Below are 19,476 nucleotides of genomic sequence, written 5' to 3' on the forward strand. Positions count from 1 at the left end.
TGATAAGCAAAAGCCGTTGATTAAACAGCAAGTCTATAAATAAGTTTTACAGAAATGTGTTTTGTTGGTTAATTCGTTTTCTTTCTAAACAAATACACTTTTGATTCTTTGCCTTTCAGCAATCTTTCGAGATTTTTCTGGTGGGTAACCAAAATTAAAATACAAACCACCATACCATAAAGCACTTCAGATTTGATAGAAACCTGAAACAGGAAAACCACACTTAACGGAAAGGTAAATCCCGCACAAATGGAACTTAATGAAACGTATTTAGTTAACAGCAGTACCACCACAAACACCAGAACGCAAAGCATAGATGCTTCGAAGTTAACTGCTAAAACCATTCCAAAAAGTGTAGCCACTCCTTTTCCTCCCCTAAAACCAGCGAAAACAGGAAACAAATGCCCCATTACTGCAGTTACCCCCAAGGCGAGCTGGTAGTTAACAAAAACAACTGAATTTTGGGGGCCGGTTACCGACATGCCAATGAGATAGGCTAAATTGGTTGCAGTATAACCCTTTGCAATATCAATGATCATTACGGCAATTCCGGCTTTTTTGCCTAACACCCTAAAGGTATTGGTTGCGCCAGCATTACCACTTCCATATTCCCTAACGTCAACACCATAAAAGGCCTGACCTAGCCATACAGCCGTTGGAATAGATCCGAAAAGGTAAGCAATTATTAACGCGCTGAGAGAATAAACCGTAACCATAGCCTACAATGTTACAAAAAATAAGCTTTTAATTTTAGAGCAAATCAATTTAGTATGCTTTTAAACTCATATCCAGGCTTTTCACAGAATGTGTAAGCGCACCCATCGAAATAAAATCTACTCCACAAGCTGCATATGCCGCAACGTTTTCTTCGGTAATCCCTCCGGAAGCCTCGGTAATAAATTTACCGTCAATTAGCTTCACCGCGGCTTTTAAGTCTTCAAAACTGAAATTATCAAGCATAATCCGGTCCACACCACCTACAGCAACAACCTGCCTTAACTCTTCCAGGTTCCGCACCTCGATTTCGATCTGAAGTGATTTATTTTGATCTGTAATATATTTCTGAGCAGCTGTAATGGCATTTGAAATCCCTCCTGCATAATCTACGTGGTTGTCCTTAATCAGGATCATATCATATAAACCTATGCGGTGATTTACCCCTCCACCAATCCTTACCGCCCATTTCTCTAAATAGCGCAAACCAGGGGTGGTTTTTCGGGTATCTAAAATCCTGGTTTTGGTTGTTTTCAACAGTGAGACAATGCGATGCGTTTTAGTAGCAATGCCACTCATACGCTGCATGCAGTTTAACACCAGTCGTTCAGCAATTAGAATAGAATGTGTACTTCCGGCAACGGTTAGGGCTATATCTCCAAATCTAACCGCAGCACCATCTTGAAGTAATACATCAACTTCCAAACCGGGATCAACTTCCTTAAATATTTCAATGGCCAATTCAATCCCAGCTAAAATACCATCTTCTTTGATGATGAGTCTGGCTTTTCCCTGTGTTCCCTTCGGGATTGTAGAAAGTGAAGTATGATCTCCGTCACCCACATCTTCAGTAAGGGCATTTTTTATGAATTGCTGTATCAGTTGATTATCCAAAATATAGATTTTAATGCCGCAAAAATAATAATTATTTATTAGCAGACAATTCCCCAAGGGTTAATCTGAATCGTTAAGCCTAATTTGGTTTCTGATTAGAGAAGCTCAATTAAACAAATTGCTATTTCACTAATCCTTCGCAGGCTCTATCCGTAACTCGGTAATAGAAAAACTGGTATTGAATTTTTTCATGGTGATCGAAACCCTGAAAGTTTCTTTTGCAGTGCTCAACATGATTACACCAAAACGATAATTTGGGTTGGTATTGATTTTATGAAAAATACTTGTTTTTATTGGTGGATGTTTGATAAAAAAATCTCTCAAAATCTGTTCACCCTGTGCTTTAGAGTATACATCTTCTTCATCAATAATGATCAGTTCAATAGTTGAGGCAAAATCTTTAGCGATTTCCTTTGAGTTGCCAGCCTTAAAATACGACGATAAATCATCGATTATATCGGCCTGAAAGGCATTTGGATGATATAACGACGACAAACTAATTATGAATAAAAATAAGCTCCGGATCATTTCTGTATTTTATACAGAACCCTATAGCTAAAATTATGCCATTAGCATATCAAAAAAAGGATTTCTTCATTTGGATACGCTTCAATAAAGTTATATTTGCCATGTAAACAAAATACTAAACATGTTATACATGAAAATGTTTTGACAAAGATCAATAAATTTTACGATAAAAATGGTAAACGATAAAAAACTCGCGCTTATAATTCTAGATGGCTGGGGCTATGGAAAACAAGATAATTCTGACGCCGCATACGCTGCCAACACTCCTTTTTTCGATTCGTTATTACAGAAGTACCCCAATTCTAGACTTGAGGCATCTGGCGAAGCAGTAGGCTTACCTGCCGGCCAAATGGGCAACTCAGAAGTTGGACACATGAATCTGGGTGCCGGAAGGGTAGTTTATCAGGAGCTTGGAAGAATTAATAAAGCTATAACCGACAGGGAATTGCACAACAATCCGGTTTTAGTAAGTGCCTTTGATTATGCTAAACAGCATAATAAAGCAGTTCATTTTATCGGTCTGGTTTCAAATGGTGGAGTACATGCACACATTGAACATTTAAAAGCTTTATGCGATGCTGCAAATGAAGCAAATGTTCCAAATTCTTTTGTCCATGCTTTTTTGGATGGCCGTGATACGGATCCAAACTCCGGTTTGGGTTTTATTACCGACCTGGAAAACCATTTACAAAATTCCAATACTAAACTGGCAACTATGGTTGGCCGGTATTATGCCATGGACCGTGATAACCGTTGGGAACGTGTAAAGCAAGCTTATGATGTAATGGTTAATGGAATAGGTGAAAAAACCCAGGATGCTTTAGCTGCAATCAAAAAATCGTATGCGGATGGTATTACAGATGAGTTTTTAAAACCCATTGTATTAACGCAGGATAATGCTACTCCGGTAGCCACTATTCAGAATGATGATGTAGTCATCTGTTTCAATTTCCGTACTGACAGGGGGCGTGAGATTACAACGGCCTTGACCCAGAAAGATTTCCCGGAGCAGCAGATGCATAAACTGCCATTGTATTACGTTACTATGACAACTTACGATGAGAGTTTTGAAAAAGTAAATGTAATCTTCACCAAAGATGATTTAACCCAAACTATCGGGGAAGTACTGGCTAACAATAATAAAAACCAGATTCGTATTGCCGAAACCGAAAAATATCCGCACGTTACTTTCTTCTTCTCTGGCGGTAGAGAGGCCGAATTTACCAATGAGAAACGCATCTTAATTCCTTCTCCAAAAGTTGCAACTTATGACCTTCAACCGGAAATGAGTGCTGCAGGCATTACGGATGCCATTACTAAAGAAATGGAAACAGGATGGGCTGATTTTATCTGCTTAAACTTTGCCAATCCAGATATGGTAGGTCATACAGGTGTTTTTGAGGCCGTGGTAAAAGCAGTAGAAACGGCAGATAAATGTGCCGAAACTGTAGTGAACAAAGGTTTGGAAAACGGCTATTCGTTCATTCTTTTAGCTGATCACGGAAACTCTGAATTTATGGTGAATGCCGACGGATCTGTCAACACTGCGCATACAACCAACCTGGTTCCTTGCATCTTAATTGATAAAGACTACAAAACCATTGCAGACGGCAAATTAGGTGATATTGCCCCTACTATTCTAAAAATATTAGGTGTGGCTATTCCGGCAGAAATGACAGGAAACGTTTTAGTATAATGATCAAAAAACTTTTTATCCCCGTATTTGCTTTGGCTTTATTTTCCTGTAACCAGCGAAAAGCAGCTGAAGCAAATACCAATTTGGCATATTTTGATATAAAAGGATATTTTGAGAAAGAAATTTCACGTTTACAAAAGCTAAACCCTGTTGTAAATAAAAGCGTAAGCGTAGATGGGACGGTTGAAAACAAAAACGTTAAAATTGCTGACTGGACAAAGGAACTTGCCATTTTTGTTAATGCAGATATTAACAAAACATCATGGAAAGGAAGTTTTAAAACAAACCAGGAAAACGGAGTTGATATTTATACTTCTGACCATAAAAAAATTCCCATAAAGAAGGTCTCCATTACCTGGAAAGGTCAGAAAGCAGGTAAAATAGAGATCATTATCGATAATAAAAATATTCTCTATCAATCTCAGGATACGCTAACTTATTGTCCCGACAGCTTATACAGCATCAAAAAGCACCAGAAAATCAGGCTATTAAAGAACAAAAGATACTCCGTGACCGGAAAACTGAAATAAAAAAAGGGATCCGAATATTATTCAGATCCCTTTTTTCATTTCAATGATTGTTTTTTATTTAAGGCTGGCAATCTGCGCCTTATCATAAGTTACCCAATCGATAATATCCTTTCTTAACGGTTGTAGCGTTAGTACCTTTTGAAAATCAGCAATAGAGTTATTGAATAAAGAAATACAAGCTGCTTTTTCTTCCTTTTTCTTTGCTTTGAAAGACCTGAAAATTGCATAATCTTTATAAGCTAAGCCACGGTTCTGAAACATCTGCGCATCTTCATCTCCGTTAATCTCAATTGCTTTTGTAAAATCTTTTAAAGATGCCTGATAAAAATTTTCACGCATTGTGTTTAACGATTCTTTAGGATCATTAGCAATTTTTAACCTCGCTATACCACGATAATAATATGCCGAAACTTCAGTAGGCTTGATGTTCAGCAATCGGCTGTAAGTGGCAATACATTTCTCGTATTCGTGATTTTGGAAGTAAGAATAACCAAGCATCTGGAGTACACGAGCATTATCAGGAGTTTTAGCTTCAGCTTTTTCTAATTGCATAGCAGCGGTTTTGTAATCACCCTTCATCATCGCCTGCATGCTCCTCTCGTAATTGCTCTGCGCGAAACTAGCGGTTGATGTAAAAATCATTAATCCTAAAATCGCTTTTTTAAAATAGTCCATGTATGAATAATAAGTGTAACAAATCTAACCCCTAATTAAATTTATAGGAGAAATTTTTTGCAATATAATCCTATTCTAATAATTTAAAAGTTTTTAATTTTTCTTTCATTAAAAACCGCTTGCCCTGAACATTAGCTTAAACGCTAAAAAATGCTTTATATGATATAGGCGAAAATATTAATATTACTCTGCCTTTTTAACATATCATTAATATTATTTTTATTTTGGCACAAGAGTTGAATTTATGAAGGGAATACAAAAATTAAACAAATTAAATACGACTAAACTGCCAGTTTGTCGTTAGCGGAAAATGTGATAATGAGTAAACAAGATATATTTGATTTCCAAACAGCAATGCCAATCATAAATGAGGATACAGAGTTTTTTCCATTAATGTCTCAACAGGACGAAGATGAAATGAACAATGAAGAAACGCCGGAAACCTTGGCCATATTGCCTTTGCGGAATACCGTTTTATTTCCTGGAGTAGTTATTCCTATTACAGTGGGAAGGGACAAATCGATTAAGTTGATTAAGGAAGCCTATAAAGGAAATAAGATCATTGGGGTGGTTTCTCAAAAAGATGTTTCTATTGAAGACCCTACTTTTGAGCAGCTTAACACAGTTGGTACCGTTGCCAACATCATTAAGCTATTGCAGATGCCTGATGGAAATACAACCGTAATTATCCAGGGTAAACAACGCTTCAGTTTGATTGAAGAAGTGCAGAACGAACCTTACATTAAAGCGGTTGTTAAAAAGTTTGTAGAACAAAAGCACAAGGCAGATAAAGAGTTTAAAGCGTTGATTGCCTCTATACGGGAGATGTCTGCACAGATCATCCAGCTTTCGCCAAATATCCCGAGCGAAGCCAGCATCGCACTTAAGAATATTGAGAGCAATTCATTTTTGATCAATTTCATTTCATCAAACATGAATGCCGAAATGGCCGATAAGCAAAAAATCCTCGAAATGGATAAATTGCAGGAAAGAGCACAAAAGGTAATGGAACTTTTGATGGTGGAATTGCAGATGCTGGAATTGAGAAATCAGATCCAGTCAAAAGTACGTACCGATTTAGACAAACAGCAACGTGATTATTTTTTAAATCAACAGCTAAAGACCATTCAGGAAGAACTTGGCGGTAATGCTGCCGATTTAGAATTTGACGCTTTACAGGAAAGGGCTAAAAAGAAAAAATGGACCCAGGCCGTTGCCGATCATTTTGATAAAGAGATAGACAAGTTAGGTAGAATGAATCCTGCTGCGCCAGATTATTCGGTACAGTTAAACTACCTGGAATTATTGTTGGATTTACCGTGGAACGAGTTTACAAAAGATAATTTCGACCTAAAAAGAGCACAGCGAATTTTAGATAAAGATCATTTCGGTTTAGAAAAAGTAAAACAACGTATTATTGAATACCTGGCTGTACTAAAACTAAAACGCAATATGAAAGCGCCTATTTTATGTTTGGTCGGCCCTCCGGGAGTCGGCAAAACATCACTGGGAAAATCTATTGCAAAAGCATTAGGCCGAAAATATGTGCGCATGGCTTTAGGTGGTATCCGCGATGAAGCAGAAATCCGCGGCCACCGCAAAACTTATATCGGTGCCATGCCGGGACGTATCATTTCTTCCATTAAAAAAGCCGGCGCAGATAATCCTGTTTTTGTGCTGGATGAGATTGATAAGGTTGGTACTGATCACCGTGGAGATCCATCATCAGCTTTGCTGGAAGTTTTAGATCCTGAGCAGAACAATGCCTTTTACGATCACTATGTAGAAGTGGATTATGACTTATCAAACATCCTGTTTATTGCTACAGCGAACTCTTTAAGCACCATTCAGCCTGCATTGTTAGATCGTATGGAGATTATTGAAGTAAACGGATATACCATTGAAGAAAAAATAGAGATTGCCAAAAAATACCTGTTGCCAAAACAGAAAGAAAATCATGGTTTGCAGACCAAAGATATTTCCATTAAACCTGCCCTGATCGAAAAAGTAATTGAAGATTACACCAGAGAATCAGGAGTGCGTGGTTTAGAGAAAAAAATAGGCTCGCTGGTACGTGGTGTGGCCACAAAAATTGCCATGGAAGAAACCTACAACGTAAATCTGGACAATGATGATGTGGAACGTATTTTAGGTGCTCCTATTTACGACAAGGATTTGTACGAAGGCAATGAAGTAGCCGGAGTTGTAACGGGTTTAGCCTGGACAAGTGTTGGTGGAGATATCTTATTCATCGAATCGAGTTTAAGTCCGGGGAAAGGAAAATTAACCTTAACAGGTAACCTGGGCGATGTAATGAAAGAATCGGCGGTGATTGCGCTGGCTTATTTACGTGCACATGCTGCAGAATTTGGCATTGATTATACTTTATTTGATAATTGGGATGTACATGTACACGTTCCGGCAGGCGCTACGCCTAAAGATGGTCCATCGGCCGGAATAACGATGTTAACGGCATTAACTTCGGCCTTTACCCAACGTAAGGTAAAACAGCATTTGGCCATGACCGGTGAGATTACTTTACGCGGAAAAGTGCTTCCGGTAGGTGGCATAAAAGAAAAAATCCTGGCCGCCAAAAGAGCCGACATTAAAGAAATTATTCTTTGCAAGAGCAATCGTAAAGATATTTTAGAAATCAAAGAAAGTTATATCAAGGATTTAAAATTTCATTATGTAACCGAAATGAGCGAAGTAATTGATTTGGCACTAACTAAAAACAAGGTAAAAAAACCTTTAGATTTAAGTATTAAAATTGCACCAATTGTAAACTAATTTATAATCTTTTAACAGAGAACAATCAAAAATCCAATTACAATAAATACTTTTATAGTCCCGGTAATTATCGGGACTTTTTTATGAAATCACTTTTATTTGCACTATTTTTTTGTTTGGCTGTATCAACTGGTTTTGCCCAATCTTTTAAAAACGAATTTGGTTTTAAAACCGAAAATGATGCTTACCTGGCTACTTTAAATGATCGTTATTATACCAATGGCTTGTTTATTTATTTCAGAAGAGCACTTAACACCGAAAAGTTATCAGATAAGATCGAAAAGAAAACCTACGAAATTTCTGCCGGACAAAAAATGTATACCCCATATTGGGGCCAGGTACCGAAAAAAGAAGATCAGGACAGACCTTTTGCAGGTTACCTTTACCTGGGTGGTGCATACTCGGTTTTTTATAAAAATGAGAGTGTTTTAAAAACGAGTGTAGAATTAGGTACAGTTGGTCCTAACTCACTTGGACAGGATGCACAACGTTTTCTCCATAAAACGGTTGGTTTTTATACGCCGGCAGGTTGGGACTACCAGATCAAAAATGAACTGGCCGTAAACCTGGCTGCCAATTACAGTAAATTGCTCTTTAGACCTGAAGACCCAATTGTAGATATCAGTGCCCAGGGTTATGCCAATTTAGGCACCACTTTTTCGGGTTTGGGCACATCAGTGCTTTTTAGGGCTGGTAAAATCAATCAATTGTTCAATAGTGCTTACCATAATGCAGTAATAGGAAATTCTAAAACCAAAAGCTTAAATAATGCTGAATTTTTCTTTTATGTAAAACCGCAGCTCAATTTGGTAGCTTACGATGCCACCATTCAGGGAAGCCTTTTCAACAACAACAGCCCGGTAACTTTTGGTGTAAAGCCAATCGTTTTTGAACAACAGTTTGGTGTAAATTATAGTTCAAAAAGGTTTACTGCCGATTTTAATGTGATACTTAAAACAAAAGAAGTTAAAAGTGTAGCTAAAGCACAGAATTATGGTGGTTTGAGTTTGTATTATAGGTTTGGGAAAAGTTAAAACAACTACCTAATTGATAGCTATTTACAGATATATCACCGTACTTTAGCATCCCGGTATAGACCCTGAAATAAATTCAGGGTGACGATTCTTTTTTGTGATGTCAGATATTGCTATCTGACATTGTAGATCCTTCAAAAAGTCAAACGACAACAAATCTTTTCAAACAAACTAAAAACCAGTTACTTTCCGATTTCTCTTTTTCTCCGCTGTTGAGGCTTTATTTTTTAACCTTTTTTCGATAACGCCTTTTGGGATTTTGGTTGGCTTTCGTTTTTTCTGGACAACCAAAGCTTTCCTTAACAGATCAATGAGTTTGGCAATGGTATTTTCTTTATTGAGCAACTGGCTCCTATCCTCCTGCGAAACAATATGCAGCAGACCTTCACTATCCAAACGGTTCTGCAGCTTTATTTTAAGCTGTGCTTTTTCCTCATCAGTAAAATATTCAAATGTTTCTACATTAAAAACCAGTTCTACCTTACTCGAAACCTTATTTACGTTCTGTCCACCTTTACCCCCGCTACGCGATGTTTTAAAAATGGCTGATCGTAAAATTTCTTCTCTGCTCGGTAACATAAGGCAAAAATACAAAGAATATCGATCCAAAAAAAGTTAGCAAACCCATCGGCTTTTTTTACCTTTGTAGCAGAATGAAGAAAAACTTGGTTATAGCTATTGACGGCTATTCATCTTGCGGAAAAAGTACATTAGCGAAAGCACTGGCTAAAAAATTAGGTTTCATTTATGTAGACAGCGGGGCCATGTACCGTGCGGTTACCCTATATTTTTTACGCAACAGCATAGATGTGAGCAATGATACCCAGGTTGAAGATGCCTTGCAACACATCGAACTCAATTTCCATTCGCGCGATTATGAATCGCACATCACTCTTAACGGTGAAGAAGTTTCAGAAGAGATCCGTTTGATGCCGGTTTCAGAAAATGTAAGTGAGGTATCTGCGCATAAACTTGTGCGCCATGAAATGGTGAAACAACAACAGCGTATGGGGAAATCTAAAAACATTGTAATGGATGGCCGCGACATCGGCACCACTGTTTTTCCACATGCTCCTGTAAAATTCTTTATGACCGCCGACCCGAAAATCAGGGCCGAACGCAGGTTTAAAGAACTGGAGAGCAAAGGTAATAACGAAACGACTTTAGAAGAAGTTTTCGAAAACCTTGCCCACAGGGATTATGCCGATACTACCCGAAAAGAAAGTCCGTTGGTTAGGGCAGATGATGCCATTATTTTAGATAATACCGATCTTACACAGCAGAAACAATTGGATTTTGCGCTGGAGAAAGTTAATCCGTTTTTAGTTCATTAGTCAGTAGTTCATTAGTCATTAGTTCATTGGTCATAGATTCATAGACGATTAACATTGACAAATTCTGAAAGAATCATCGTCTCGACTGAAACGCAGCGAAATGGAGAGATCTATCGGGATAGATTTTATTTCGCAGATATTCGGATTACTTAAATCCTGCCCAAAGCTATCCATCAAACTTTGACTTCGGGAAAAAATTTATATTTTTAGCACCAAAACCAAATGTTGCTATGAAATTAAAATCAGTTTACCTTATTGCATTATTTCTATCCTTCTTTATTTTAAATGCAAATGCCCAAAAAGGCTGGATTAACCTCTTTAACGGAAAAGATTTAAAAGACTGGAACATTAAAATTGCCAAACACGACTACAATGAAAATTATGCGAATACTTTTCGTGTAGAGAATGGTGTAATGAAAGTAAGTTATGATGGCTACAATGAGTTTGACCAGCAATACGGACACATTTTCTATAAAAAGCCTTTTTCAGCCTATCTTTTAAAAGTAACCTATCGTTTTGTAGGCGAGCAGGCTAAAGGTGGCGAAGGTTGGGCTACGCGTAACAGCGGCGCTATGTTGCATTGCCAGGACCCTGCAACCATGTTGAAAGACCAGGATTTCCCGATCTCTATCGAAGGACAGATTTTGGGTGGAGATGGTGAACATGAACGCCACACCAGCAATGTATGTACACCTGGAACGCTGATTAACTATAAGGGTAAATTATTTACGCCACACTGCTTGGATTCCAAATCGAAAACTTATGCTGGCGACCAATGGGTGACCGCAGAATTTTTAGTTTTAGGCGATTCTGTAATCAAGCACATTATAGCAGGTGAAGTGGTGTTAGAATATACCAAACCTCAAATTGGCGGTGGCAATGTTTCAAATTTCGACCCAAAAGTTAAAACAGATGGTAAAGCCCTAACATCAGGTTATATTTCATTACAGAGCGAAAGCCACCCGATAGAATTCAAAACAGTACAGCTTTACGATTTGGAGGCTTATATGAAAGATAAGGCAAAACTGGATCAAGTATTGGCAAAAATTTTAAAAGAGTAAACCATACCGCCAACTGTTTGTTAAATGATGAGGCCATAAATTTATGCGATGCTCACTAAACATTTAATCAAACCTCTCGCCCTCTTCATTTTACTTTTTTTAGGCAATTTTGTTTTTGCGCAAACGGCCTATCAGGTAAGAGATATTCCCGATCCGAAAAAAAATGGAGGTGGTTACGTTAGTGACCCCGATAACATTTTGGGTGCCGGAGCAGTAGCACAGCTCAACAATACCATTGCCGATTTTGAGCGTGAAACTAATGTGCAGGTGGCGGTTGTGGTGGTTAATGATTTTGACCATGATCAGGAAGATTTCGACTTTGCCTACGAATTGTTCGATACCTGGGGAGTAGGCTCAAAAACCAGCAACAATGGCTTATTATTGTTCATCTCTAAAGCCCGCCACAAGTACAGGTTCATTACCGGCACAGGTACAGAAGGTGTTCTGCCTGATGTGAAGCTCAAACATATTGCCGAAAAGCAACTTTTACCAGCTTTTAGGGAAAATGATTTCGCCACAGGAATTTCCAATACTATTAATGCCATTGGAGCAATCATTTTAAATCCTGAAAACAAATCGGAGCTTAATCAATTGTTCACCCCAAAAAAAAGCAATAGTGATTTTGAAAACTTCTTAATACCTACCGGGATCATCCTGCTGCTTTTTTGGGGTGCATTTAAAATTGTAAACCGGCAGGCAAAAAATGTAATAAAAGATCAATCCCAATCAGATGGGAAGCAATATGAAAAGATAGGAAAAGGCTGTGCGGTGGCTATGATGATCACTTTTGTAGTTGTTTTTATATTCATTTTTTCTGATGGCTTTAGCTTAATTGAAAAAATAAGGTCAAGAGATATTCCAATTATTTTGTATATAATTTTGTCGCTTATACTTTTCGGCAGGTACCTTTTCCACATTTCAGCGTTACGAAGTATCCATAATGACGATAAAAACTTTTTTAATTCGGTAAGTAGCTTCCATAAAAAAAACTTTTGGCTGATCATCTTTTCTCCCTTTATTTTAATCAGTTTCCTGCTGTATTTATTTAAAAGGGTAAAGAATATTAATCGGTTTAAAGCTGTACTGGATAGTAAGGGACGGGAAATGGTGCGTTTGGACCGGGATATTAATATTGAAGGTAAACCTTTTTTAACAAAAGGCCAGCGTCAGGAGGAAATAGTAAAAGCCTATGACTATGATATCTGGGAAAGTGTTGATCATCAGGAACATCTTATCAAGCCATGGCCTGCGGAAGCTTATAATAGTTATACTGAATGTCCTGACTGTTATTTCCGGACCTACCAGCTCAACAAACAGGTAACCACTAAAAAGGCTACTTACAGCCATGAGGGACAAGCCAAAATCATAAACGAGTGCAGCTTCTGTAAAAAAACAGAGTTTATTAAATGGATTACCTTAGCGATGCTGGTTGAGTCAAGTTCTTCATCCGGTTCCTCATCATCAGGCAGCAGTTCATCATCTTCCTCTAGCAGTAGCTGGGGCGGTGGCAGTAGCAGCGGTGGTGGCACTGGTGGAAGCTGGTAATTTAGCTTATGTGATTGCCAAGAAAACATCACACTGCATAAAAGAAGCTTTGTGAAGAAAGATAATTCCTTTTTTCAAACTTATCCCTAGCTATTAAAAGTATTTTCTAATTTTGAAACACTTAGCACGGTGTTTGCTTATAGCGTGTTTGCGATTACTTACTAAACTGTTCGCAGAAACTTATACTTATGACTAGAATTTTCTTCCTCCTCATTGCTCTTTCTTTTTTTGCTGATCGTTTAAGCGCACAAGATTTGTATCGTGTAAAAGCCGACCAATTGCGTGTTAGGGAAAGCAGCAATCCTAAAAGCAAGATTATTGGAAATATAGCTCAGAATGAAAAAATTACGGTTTTAGATGCCAGTGATGCCAAATTTTACAAAGTAAAGTTTAAAAACCGCGAAGGTTGGGTGAGCAAAGATTTCGTTGAAAAAATTGCCCCTGCTGCTAAACCTACAACACCACAAATAACTGCTGCGCACACTGATGCCGCTCCCCAAACAACAAACACCGATATGTACCGTGTAACCGTTGACGATTTGAGGGTTAGGCAACAAGCTGATCCGAAAAGTAGAATTGTTGGTTACCTGCCTAAAAATGAAAATGTTGCCGTAATCGATTCTTCTAACACCAGTTTTTATAAAATTAAAGTAACCAATGGCGAAGGATGGGTGAGCAAAGAATTTTTGATCAGGATTTCGCCTGTAAAGGCAAAAGTTGAAAAAACAGGCATCACGGCATCTGTACCTCTGGAAAAAAAGGATTATACGAACATTATCTTTTTTGCTGTGATTGCGTTAATACTGATTACCATATTATACTTTTCGGTTAAATATTCCAGTGGCAATAAGTTTCTTATCGGTTTTTCGGTAATTGTGATTTTGGTAATCGGGTATTTCTGTTATATCACTTTTATACAGGCAAAAGTGGTAACAGGTACCTTTGCCACCAATGAAGATATACAGTATAAAACTTTCAATTTTAAGTCGAAAGATTCAGTAACCGTTACCGATGCCTATACCGATTCTGTGTTTACCTCAAAATATGTAATTGATGGCGATATGATTAAACTATATGATCAGCAGAACACCATTATGCTTTTAATCAGGGATGAAAGAACATTAATTGGAGAAGGTTTTACAAGAGGGACTTTTACGAAAAGATAACAGCAAATCGTCATTCTGAACTTGTTTCAGAATTTTTTTGAAGGGTAAGCGATCGTCCTTCGAAAGGCAGCTATTGACAGATTGCAATAGAAAAATCGTCATTGCGAGGAGGAACGACGAAGCAATCTTAATGCACACTAGTAGCGATCGTTGTAAGATTGCTTCGTCGGCCGAAAAGGCCTTCTCGCAATGACGATAACGTGAGATTTATCTCCTTAAATTCTCCTGTCACTCACATTGATTTTATAAAATAAATTATCCCACAGGATGGCTTTTTTATTTTCACCTTAAATTATTAAGTCGCTACTTAAGAACGTTTGAAGGTCATTTGTACACAGTCCCTTGTTTATAAACCCGATAAAGCGGAATAGCCCGGAGCGCAGCGAGGACTATAAGCGATAGCGGGACTGCTGCCCCGATAAATACGGCACGCTCATTTTCAAATAATTAACCTTTAAATCACTATATAATTCTTTCATATTCCAAAAGGCTATATGGCAAATTCAAATAACCACCCCACCTTTCAGGCACCCCTCCAAAGGAAGGGAATTATAAAACGCTAAAAATCAGCAAGATTTATTAAAAAAATCTTTTCTATTAATTAAAATATTTTTACCTTTGCAATCCCTAAATAGGGAAAAAAGGAGACAATTAATTAATGGCTAAAAAACAAGTAGCAGAAAAAGAATTAGCGGCTAAAACAGCTGAACTTCAGGGAGAAGGCGGACGCCTGACTGAAAAAGAAACAATTGAATCAGAAGCTGATTCAGTTTCGATCGAATCGATCAAATCATCATTAGCAACACCAAGCGAAGATTTCGACTGGGATGCAGATGAAAAAGTTTTTGGTAATTACAATGAAGCAGACCGTAAAAAGTTTGAAGATATGTATGCCGGAACATTCAACCAGATCACTAAAGGTGAAATCATCAGCGGTATTGTTGTTTCAATCAACAACAAAGATGTAGTATTAAACGTAGGTTTCAAATCAGACGGTTTGGTTTCTACTTCAGAATTCCGTGATACACCAGATCTAAAAATCGGCGATTCAGTTGACGTTTTCGTTGAAGCACCAGAAGATGCTAACGGTCAATTGATCCTTTCCCGCAAAAGAGCAAAAACCCAAAGATCATGGGAAGCTATCAATGAGGCGCTTGAGAACGATAGAATCATCAACGGTTTCGTTAAGAGCCGTACTAAAGGTGGTTTAATTGTTGATATCATGGGCGTTGAGGCTTTCTTACCAGGATCTCAAATTGATATTAAACCTATCCGCGATTACGATGTATATGTGGGTAAAACAATGGAATTTAAAGTTGTTAAAATTAACCATGAGTTTAAAAACGTAGTTGTTTCTCATAAAGTGTTAATTGAAGACGATTTAGAAAGCCAAAAAGTAGAGATCGTTTCTAAATTAGAAAAAGGTCAGGTATTGGAAGGTACTGTTAAAAACATTACTGATTTCGGTGTGTTCATCGATTTAGGTGGCGTTGACGGTTTACTTCACATTACTGATATTTCTTGGGGCCGCATAGAGCATCCGAAAGAAGTATTATCATTAGATGAAAAAATCAACGTAGTTGTTTTAGATTTCGATGATGAGAAAAAACGTATCGCTTTAGGCTTAAAACAATTAACTCCACACCCATGGGAGAATTTAAGCACTGACATTCAGGTTGGTTCTAAAGTAAAAGGAAAAATCGTAACTGTTGCAGATTACGGTGCTTTCTTAGAAATCATCCCAGGTGTTGAAGGTTTAATCCACGTTTCTGAAATGAGCTGGTCACAAAACTTAAGAAACCCACAAGAGTTCTTAAAAGTTGGTGATGAGATTGAAGCTGAAGTTTTAACTTTAGACAGAGACGAGCGCAAAATGAGCTTAGGTATTAAACAATTATCTAACGATCCATGGCAAGAAGTTGCTGCTAAATTCCCTGTTGGAAGCAAGCACAAAGCAACTGTTAAAAACATGACTAACTTCGGTGTATTTGTTGAAATCGAAGAAGGTATTGATGGTTTAATCCACATCTCTGACTTATCATGGTCTAAAAAAGTAAACCACCCTAACGAATTCACTAAAGTTGGTGACGTATTAGACGTTGTTGTTTTAGAATTAGACGTTGATAACCGTAAATTAAGCTTAGGTCACAAACAATTAGAAGAAAACCCTTGGGATACTTTCGAAACGATCTTCACTTTAGATTCGGTTCACCAGGGTACTGTTGTTAAAGTAACTGATAAAGGTGCTGTTATTGCTTTACCTTATGGTGTAGAAGGTTTCGTACCAACTAAACACATGGTTAAAGAAGACGGTACTTCAGTTAAAGCTGAAGAAACCAATGACTTCAAAATCATTGAATTCAACAAGGAAGCAAAACGTATCGTAGTATCGCACGCCCGTATCTGGGAAGAAGTTAAAGCTGAAGCTGTAGCAGAAGAAAGAAATGCTAAGAAAAAAGAAGCTAAAGCTGCTGTAACTGCGGTTAAAAAAGTTAAAGATTCTGTAGAGAAATCTACTTTAGGAGACTTAGACGTATTGGCTCAATTGAAATCGCAATTAGAAGGCGAAGAAAGCAAAGCAAAAAAAGGCTAGTTCTTTTTAACTGAAATATTAATCCCGATAGCGAAAGTTATCGGGATTTTTTTTGCCCTACAACCTATAATACCCAGCATCTATAGGACCATTGAATGTACGAATCTGATACTTAAGTCGTCATTGCGAGGAGGTACGACGAAGCAATCTTTCATATTGGCGATTCCTGCAAGAGAGATTGCTTCGTCGGCTGAAAAAGCCTTCTCGCAATGACGACTTTTTTTATTATGTAACAAAATAATCCATTCTCCTCTACTTATTCTGTACATCCCTGCTATTATCACTACTTTTGAAAAGCTTAACCTAGCCTTTTCAGCATGAAAAAAATTATCTTTTTATTTCTGGTCCTTATATCATTCAAAGTTTCTGCTCAGGAGATTAATATTATACCGCAGCCAGCCTATATTGATAAAAAACAAACACAAAAGCCTTTTATAATCGACTCAAAGACACAGATTGTAGTTGCAGACTCTACATTAATTCCATCAGCGGATTTTCTTAATGATTATCTTCAAAAATACTATAAACTAAAACTGACCATCACTAAAGTTACCCCTGGCAGAAACTTTATAAAACTGATATCCAATACAAGAATCAGCGAATTTAATGATGCATATAACCTGATCACTACAGATCAAAATACAACCATTATTGGCACATCAAAATTTGGGGTATTTTATGCCGTACAATCGTTTATACAGCTCTTGCCAACCGTAGCAAATCAGCTGATCACCGTTCCTTCAGTTGTAATTGTTGATCATCCCCGCTTCGACTACCGCGGCATGCACCTCGATGTAAGCCGTCATTTTTTTGATGTTGCCTTTGTAAAACAGTACATTGATTATTTAGCACTGCATAAAATGAATTATTTCCACTGGCATTTAACCGATGATCATGGCTGGCGGATTGAAATCAAAAAATATCCTAAACTAACCGAAATTGGTGCCTGGCGCAACGGTAGTATTATTGGCTTATGGCCAGGAAAAGGCAACAAAAATATTAGATATCAGGTAATGCCCAACGAAATTAAAATCACACCAAATGATGCTGTAATTAAAACTGACGGCATACGCCATGGTGGTTTTTATACCCAAGAACAGATTAAAGAAGTGTTAGATTATGCGGCTAAACGTTACATCACCATTATCCCAGAAATTGAGATGCCGGCGCACAGCATGGCTTTACTGGCAGCCTATCCGGAATTGGGAACTGAACCCAACAAAAAGTACACCGTAGCCGAAACCTGGGGCATGATGAACAAATACAACAATGTACTGCAGGCTTCTGACACTACCTTTAAGTTTTTAGAAAATGTTTTAACAGAGGTGATGGATTTATTCCCCTCTCCCTATATCCACATTGGCGGCGATGAAGCTGCTAAAGTATGGTGGAAACAATCAGCTGTTTCTCAACAGATGATGAAAGCCAATGGCTTAAAAACCGAGAGTGAACTGCAAAGTTATTTTATCCGCAGGATGGAAAAATTTGTAAACAGCAAAGGTAAAACCATTATTGGCTGGAACGAGATTTTACAGGGAGGCCTCGCACCAAATGCGGTGGTGATGAGCTGGCAGGGAGAGAAAGGAGGCATTGAGGCGGCCAGGCAAAACCATAAAGCCATCATGACACCAGAAAATACCATGTATTTTAACCACAGGCAGTTCGTAAAAGAAGATAGCCTGGCTGCAAATAAGTTTTCGCCCCTGATTGATGTTTACAATTATGAACCCATACCTACTGAATTAAATGCCGAACAGGCAAAATACATTTGGGGTGCGCAGGGCTGTTTATGGACCGAATACATCACCACCCCTGCTAAAGTACAATATCAGCTTTTCCCAAGGTTAGATGCCCTGAGCGAAATTTTGTGGAGTCCAAAAGACAAACGTAATTATCCGGATTTTCAGAAAAGGTTAAAAACGCAGTTTAAACGATACGATTTAATGGGAATTACCTATTCCAAAAGGTATTTAGAAAATTAGTGAACGATTTGTTTTGCCACCTGTACCTGATAAGTGCCCGGTGTGATGCCTACAATCTTTTTAAATGTCCTGATAAAATAATTGGCGTCGTTAAAACCAAGTTCATAGCTTATTGAAGCCACTTTTGCACCAGGCCGGGTAAGCAAGATTTTGGCTTTGTTAATTTTCTCTGACAGGATAAAATCGTTGGGACTAATGCCCAGCTCGCGTTTAAACAAGCGGTAAAACGTGGCCTTGCTCATACAGGCCTTATCGCTCAGGCTATTGATGCTGATTTTCTCGTTCAGGTTAGTTTTAATATAGTTCAGTACAAAGGCCAATGGATTTTGATTGATGTTATAACCTTCATCGCTGACGGTTTTAAGATTTTGAGTCTGCATGATGCGCACCAGCAATTCTTTTAAGGTTAAGTCGGCCAGCACATCTTTTTCCTTGCTACGTTCGGCGCAAATCCGGATGACTTTATTAATGAGGTAGGCAATTTCTTCATTGTTGTAAAAATGGTATTCATCATAGTTCAGCAACCATTTTTCGTTACTTCCCTCCTTTGGGAAAAACTCGTTTAAATAAGCAATCGTTTTTTGGATCTGCTCCTGATTTATAGCCAAGGCAATACATTGCGTAGGATTTTGATTAGTGGCTTCCGGAAAATCAATCTCCATCGTAACCGATGGAGGAACAATAACGGTCTGACCCGGAAAATAATCAAACCCCTCTTTATCAAATAAATGCATCACTTTTTTACCCCTCAGCATACTCGTAATGACAAAATCGTTAAAAGTGAGGGGAACCTTATAAGATTGGGTATAAGTTTCGAAAACATTTAATTCACAACGCTCTAAGGTATAAGACGTTCTGTTCTCTACCAGTGTCTGCAAGGTTTCTGTAGTACTGAGTTTTACCTGATCTAATGTATATTGCATAAACCGAAATA

16 protein-coding genes are annotated in these 19,476 nt (G+C 37.9%); 10 read left to right on the plus strand and 6 right to left on the minus strand.

Going from position 1 to position 19,476, the window contains the following annotated elements; genetic code table 11:
- Positions 1 to 68: 68 nt before the first annotated feature.
- From plsY to ACIQXP_RS17205, 3 genes are all read right to left on the minus strand, one after another.
- Positions 69 to 716, minus strand: coding sequence for a glycerol-3-phosphate 1-O-acyltransferase PlsY (gene plsY, locus ACIQXP_RS17195; protein WP_090985250.1), 648 nt, complete (start codon positions 714 to 716; stop codon positions 69 to 71).
- A gap of 49 nt (positions 717 to 765) precedes the next feature.
- Positions 766 to 1,608, minus strand: coding sequence for a carboxylating nicotinate-nucleotide diphosphorylase (gene nadC / locus ACIQXP_RS17200; protein ID WP_387506235.1), 843 nt, complete (start codon positions 1,606 to 1,608; stop codon positions 766 to 768).
- Positions 1,609 to 1,737: 129 nt separating this feature from the next.
- On the minus strand, positions 1,738 to 2,136 hold the full coding sequence (locus ACIQXP_RS17205; protein WP_090985254.1) for a DUF4783 domain-containing protein: 399 nt from the start codon (positions 2,134 to 2,136) through the stop codon (positions 1,738 to 1,740).
- A gap of 172 nt (positions 2,137 to 2,308) precedes the next feature.
- On the opposite strand from ACIQXP_RS17205, the gene gpmI reads away from it, so the two are divergent.
- Together gpmI and ACIQXP_RS17215 are read left to right on the plus strand one after the other, a co-directional pair.
- Positions 2,309 to 3,832, plus strand: coding sequence for a 2,3-bisphosphoglycerate-independent phosphoglycerate mutase (gene gpmI / locus ACIQXP_RS17210; protein WP_387506237.1), 1,524 nt, complete (start codon positions 2,309 to 2,311; stop codon positions 3,830 to 3,832).
- Positions 3,832 to 4,362 carry a hypothetical protein gene (locus ACIQXP_RS17215; RefSeq protein ID WP_387506239.1) on the plus strand — a complete coding sequence of 177 codons (531 nt, stop codon included), beginning with the start codon at positions 3,832 to 3,834 and terminating at the stop codon, positions 4,360 to 4,362. The genes gpmI and ACIQXP_RS17215 overlap by 1 nt, the downstream gene beginning before the upstream one ends.
- Before the next feature lie 54 nt (positions 4,363 to 4,416).
- Here the strand turns inward: ACIQXP_RS17215 and ACIQXP_RS17220 are convergent, their stop codons facing one another.
- Positions 4,417 to 5,037: a tetratricopeptide repeat protein gene (locus ACIQXP_RS17220; RefSeq protein WP_387506241.1), complete on the minus strand. Its 621-nt coding sequence runs from the start codon at positions 5,035 to 5,037 to the stop codon at positions 4,417 to 4,419.
- Between the two features lie 318 nt (positions 5,038 to 5,355).
- Here ACIQXP_RS17220 and lon point away from each other — a divergent pair, with 318 nt between their 5' ends.
- Positions 5,356 to 7,827 (plus strand): endopeptidase La, encoded by a 2,472-nt coding sequence (lon, locus tag ACIQXP_RS17225; RefSeq protein WP_090985260.1) that lies wholly within the window; start codon positions 5,356 to 5,358, stop codon positions 7,825 to 7,827.
- Positions 7,828 to 7,910: 83 nt separating this feature from the next.
- On the plus strand, positions 7,911 to 8,861 hold the full coding sequence (locus tag ACIQXP_RS17230) for a lipid A deacylase LpxR family protein (protein ID WP_387506243.1): 951 nt from the start codon (positions 7,911 to 7,913) through the stop codon (positions 8,859 to 8,861).
- Between the two features lie 171 nt (positions 8,862 to 9,032).
- On the opposite strand, the gene arfB is transcribed toward ACIQXP_RS17230, so the two are convergent.
- On the minus strand, positions 9,033 to 9,440 hold the full coding sequence (gene arfB / locus ACIQXP_RS17235; protein ID WP_293741400.1) for an alternative ribosome rescue aminoacyl-tRNA hydrolase ArfB: 408 nt from the start codon (positions 9,438 to 9,440) through the stop codon (positions 9,033 to 9,035).
- 74 nt (positions 9,441 to 9,514) lie between these two features.
- Here arfB and cmk point away from each other — a divergent pair, with 74 nt between their 5' ends.
- The 6 genes from cmk (at position 9,515) to ACIQXP_RS17265 (ending at position 18,542) form a co-directional block, all read left to right on the plus strand.
- The gene (gene cmk / locus ACIQXP_RS17240) at positions 9,515 to 10,195 is read left to right on the plus strand and encodes a (d)CMP kinase (RefSeq protein WP_387506245.1); all 681 of its coding nucleotides are present in this window, start codon (positions 9,515 to 9,517) and stop codon (positions 10,193 to 10,195) included.
- 230 nt (positions 10,196 to 10,425) lie between these two features.
- Positions 10,426 to 11,256, plus strand: coding sequence for a 3-keto-disaccharide hydrolase (locus tag ACIQXP_RS17245; protein WP_293741398.1), 831 nt, complete (start codon positions 10,426 to 10,428; stop codon positions 11,254 to 11,256).
- Between the two features lie 48 nt (positions 11,257 to 11,304).
- Positions 11,305 to 12,801, plus strand: a complete 1,497-nt coding sequence (locus ACIQXP_RS17250) for a TPM domain-containing protein (protein WP_387506247.1) — start codon at positions 11,305 to 11,307, stop codon at positions 12,799 to 12,801.
- A 188-nt stretch (positions 12,802 to 12,989) separates the two neighbouring features.
- Entirely contained in the window at positions 12,990 to 13,967 is a 978-nt protein-coding gene (locus ACIQXP_RS17255) for an SH3 domain-containing protein (RefSeq protein WP_387506249.1), read from the plus strand.
- A gap of 658 nt (positions 13,968 to 14,625) precedes the next feature.
- Positions 14,626 to 16,560, plus strand: coding sequence for a 30S ribosomal protein S1 (rpsA, locus tag ACIQXP_RS17260; RefSeq protein WP_134204825.1), 1,935 nt, complete (start codon positions 14,626 to 14,628; stop codon positions 16,558 to 16,560).
- A 317-nt stretch (positions 16,561 to 16,877) separates the two neighbouring features.
- A complete protein-coding gene (locus ACIQXP_RS17265; RefSeq protein ID WP_387506251.1) occupies positions 16,878 to 18,542 on the plus strand; it encodes a beta-N-acetylhexosaminidase in 1,665 nt (554 codons plus the stop codon).
- Here ACIQXP_RS17265 and ACIQXP_RS17270 read toward each other — a convergent pair.
- Entirely contained in the window at positions 18,539 to 19,465 is a 927-nt protein-coding gene (locus ACIQXP_RS17270; protein ID WP_387506253.1) for an AraC family transcriptional regulator, read from the minus strand. The two genes, ACIQXP_RS17265 and ACIQXP_RS17270, sit on opposite strands and share 4 nt — an antisense overlap.
- Between the last annotated feature and the right edge of the window lie 11 nt (positions 19,466 to 19,476).

Origin of the sequence: Pedobacter suwonensis, from assembly GCF_044762335.1 — a bacterium.
Taxonomy (GTDB): domain Bacteria; phylum Bacteroidota; class Bacteroidia; order Sphingobacteriales; family Sphingobacteriaceae; genus Pedobacter.

What these genes read in the sequence shown, in the direction of transcription:
- plsY (WP_090985250.1), bottom strand. Translation starts at nt 716, where the DNA reads ATGGTTACGGTTTATTCTCTCAGCGCGTTAATAATTGCTTACCTTTTC.
- ACIQXP_RS17205 (WP_090985254.1), bottom strand. Translation starts at nt 2,136, where the DNA reads ATGATCCGGAGCTTATTTTTATTCATAATTAGTTTGTCGTCGTTATAT.
- gpmI (WP_387506237.1), top strand. Translation starts at nt 2,309, where the DNA reads ATGGTAAACGATAAAAAACTCGCGCTTATAATTCTAGATGGCTGGGGC.
- ACIQXP_RS17215 (WP_387506239.1), top strand. Translation starts at nt 3,832, where the DNA reads ATGATCAAAAAACTTTTTATCCCCGTATTTGCTTTGGCTTTATTTTCC.
- ACIQXP_RS17220 (WP_387506241.1), bottom strand. Translation starts at nt 5,037, where the DNA reads ATGGACTATTTTAAAAAAGCGATTTTAGGATTAATGATTTTTACATCA.
- lon (WP_090985260.1), top strand. Translation starts at nt 5,356, where the DNA reads ATGAGTAAACAAGATATATTTGATTTCCAAACAGCAATGCCAATCATA.
- ACIQXP_RS17230 (WP_387506243.1), top strand. Translation starts at nt 7,911, where the DNA reads ATGAAATCACTTTTATTTGCACTATTTTTTTGTTTGGCTGTATCAACT.
- arfB (WP_293741400.1), bottom strand. Translation starts at nt 9,440, where the DNA reads ATGTTACCGAGCAGAGAAGAAATTTTACGATCAGCCATTTTTAAAACA.
- cmk (WP_387506245.1), top strand. Translation starts at nt 9,515, where the DNA reads ATGAAGAAAAACTTGGTTATAGCTATTGACGGCTATTCATCTTGCGGA.
- ACIQXP_RS17245 (WP_293741398.1), top strand. Translation starts at nt 10,426, where the DNA reads ATGAAATTAAAATCAGTTTACCTTATTGCATTATTTCTATCCTTCTTT.
- ACIQXP_RS17250 (WP_387506247.1), top strand. Translation starts at nt 11,305, where the DNA reads ATGCTCACTAAACATTTAATCAAACCTCTCGCCCTCTTCATTTTACTT.
- ACIQXP_RS17255 (WP_387506249.1), top strand. Translation starts at nt 12,990, where the DNA reads ATGACTAGAATTTTCTTCCTCCTCATTGCTCTTTCTTTTTTTGCTGAT.
- rpsA (WP_134204825.1), top strand. Translation starts at nt 14,626, where the DNA reads ATGGCTAAAAAACAAGTAGCAGAAAAAGAATTAGCGGCTAAAACAGCT.
- ACIQXP_RS17265 (WP_387506251.1), top strand. Translation starts at nt 16,878, where the DNA reads ATGAAAAAAATTATCTTTTTATTTCTGGTCCTTATATCATTCAAAGTT.
- ACIQXP_RS17270 (WP_387506253.1), bottom strand. Translation starts at nt 19,465, where the DNA reads ATGCAATATACATTAGATCAGGTAAAACTCAGTACTACAGAAACCTTG.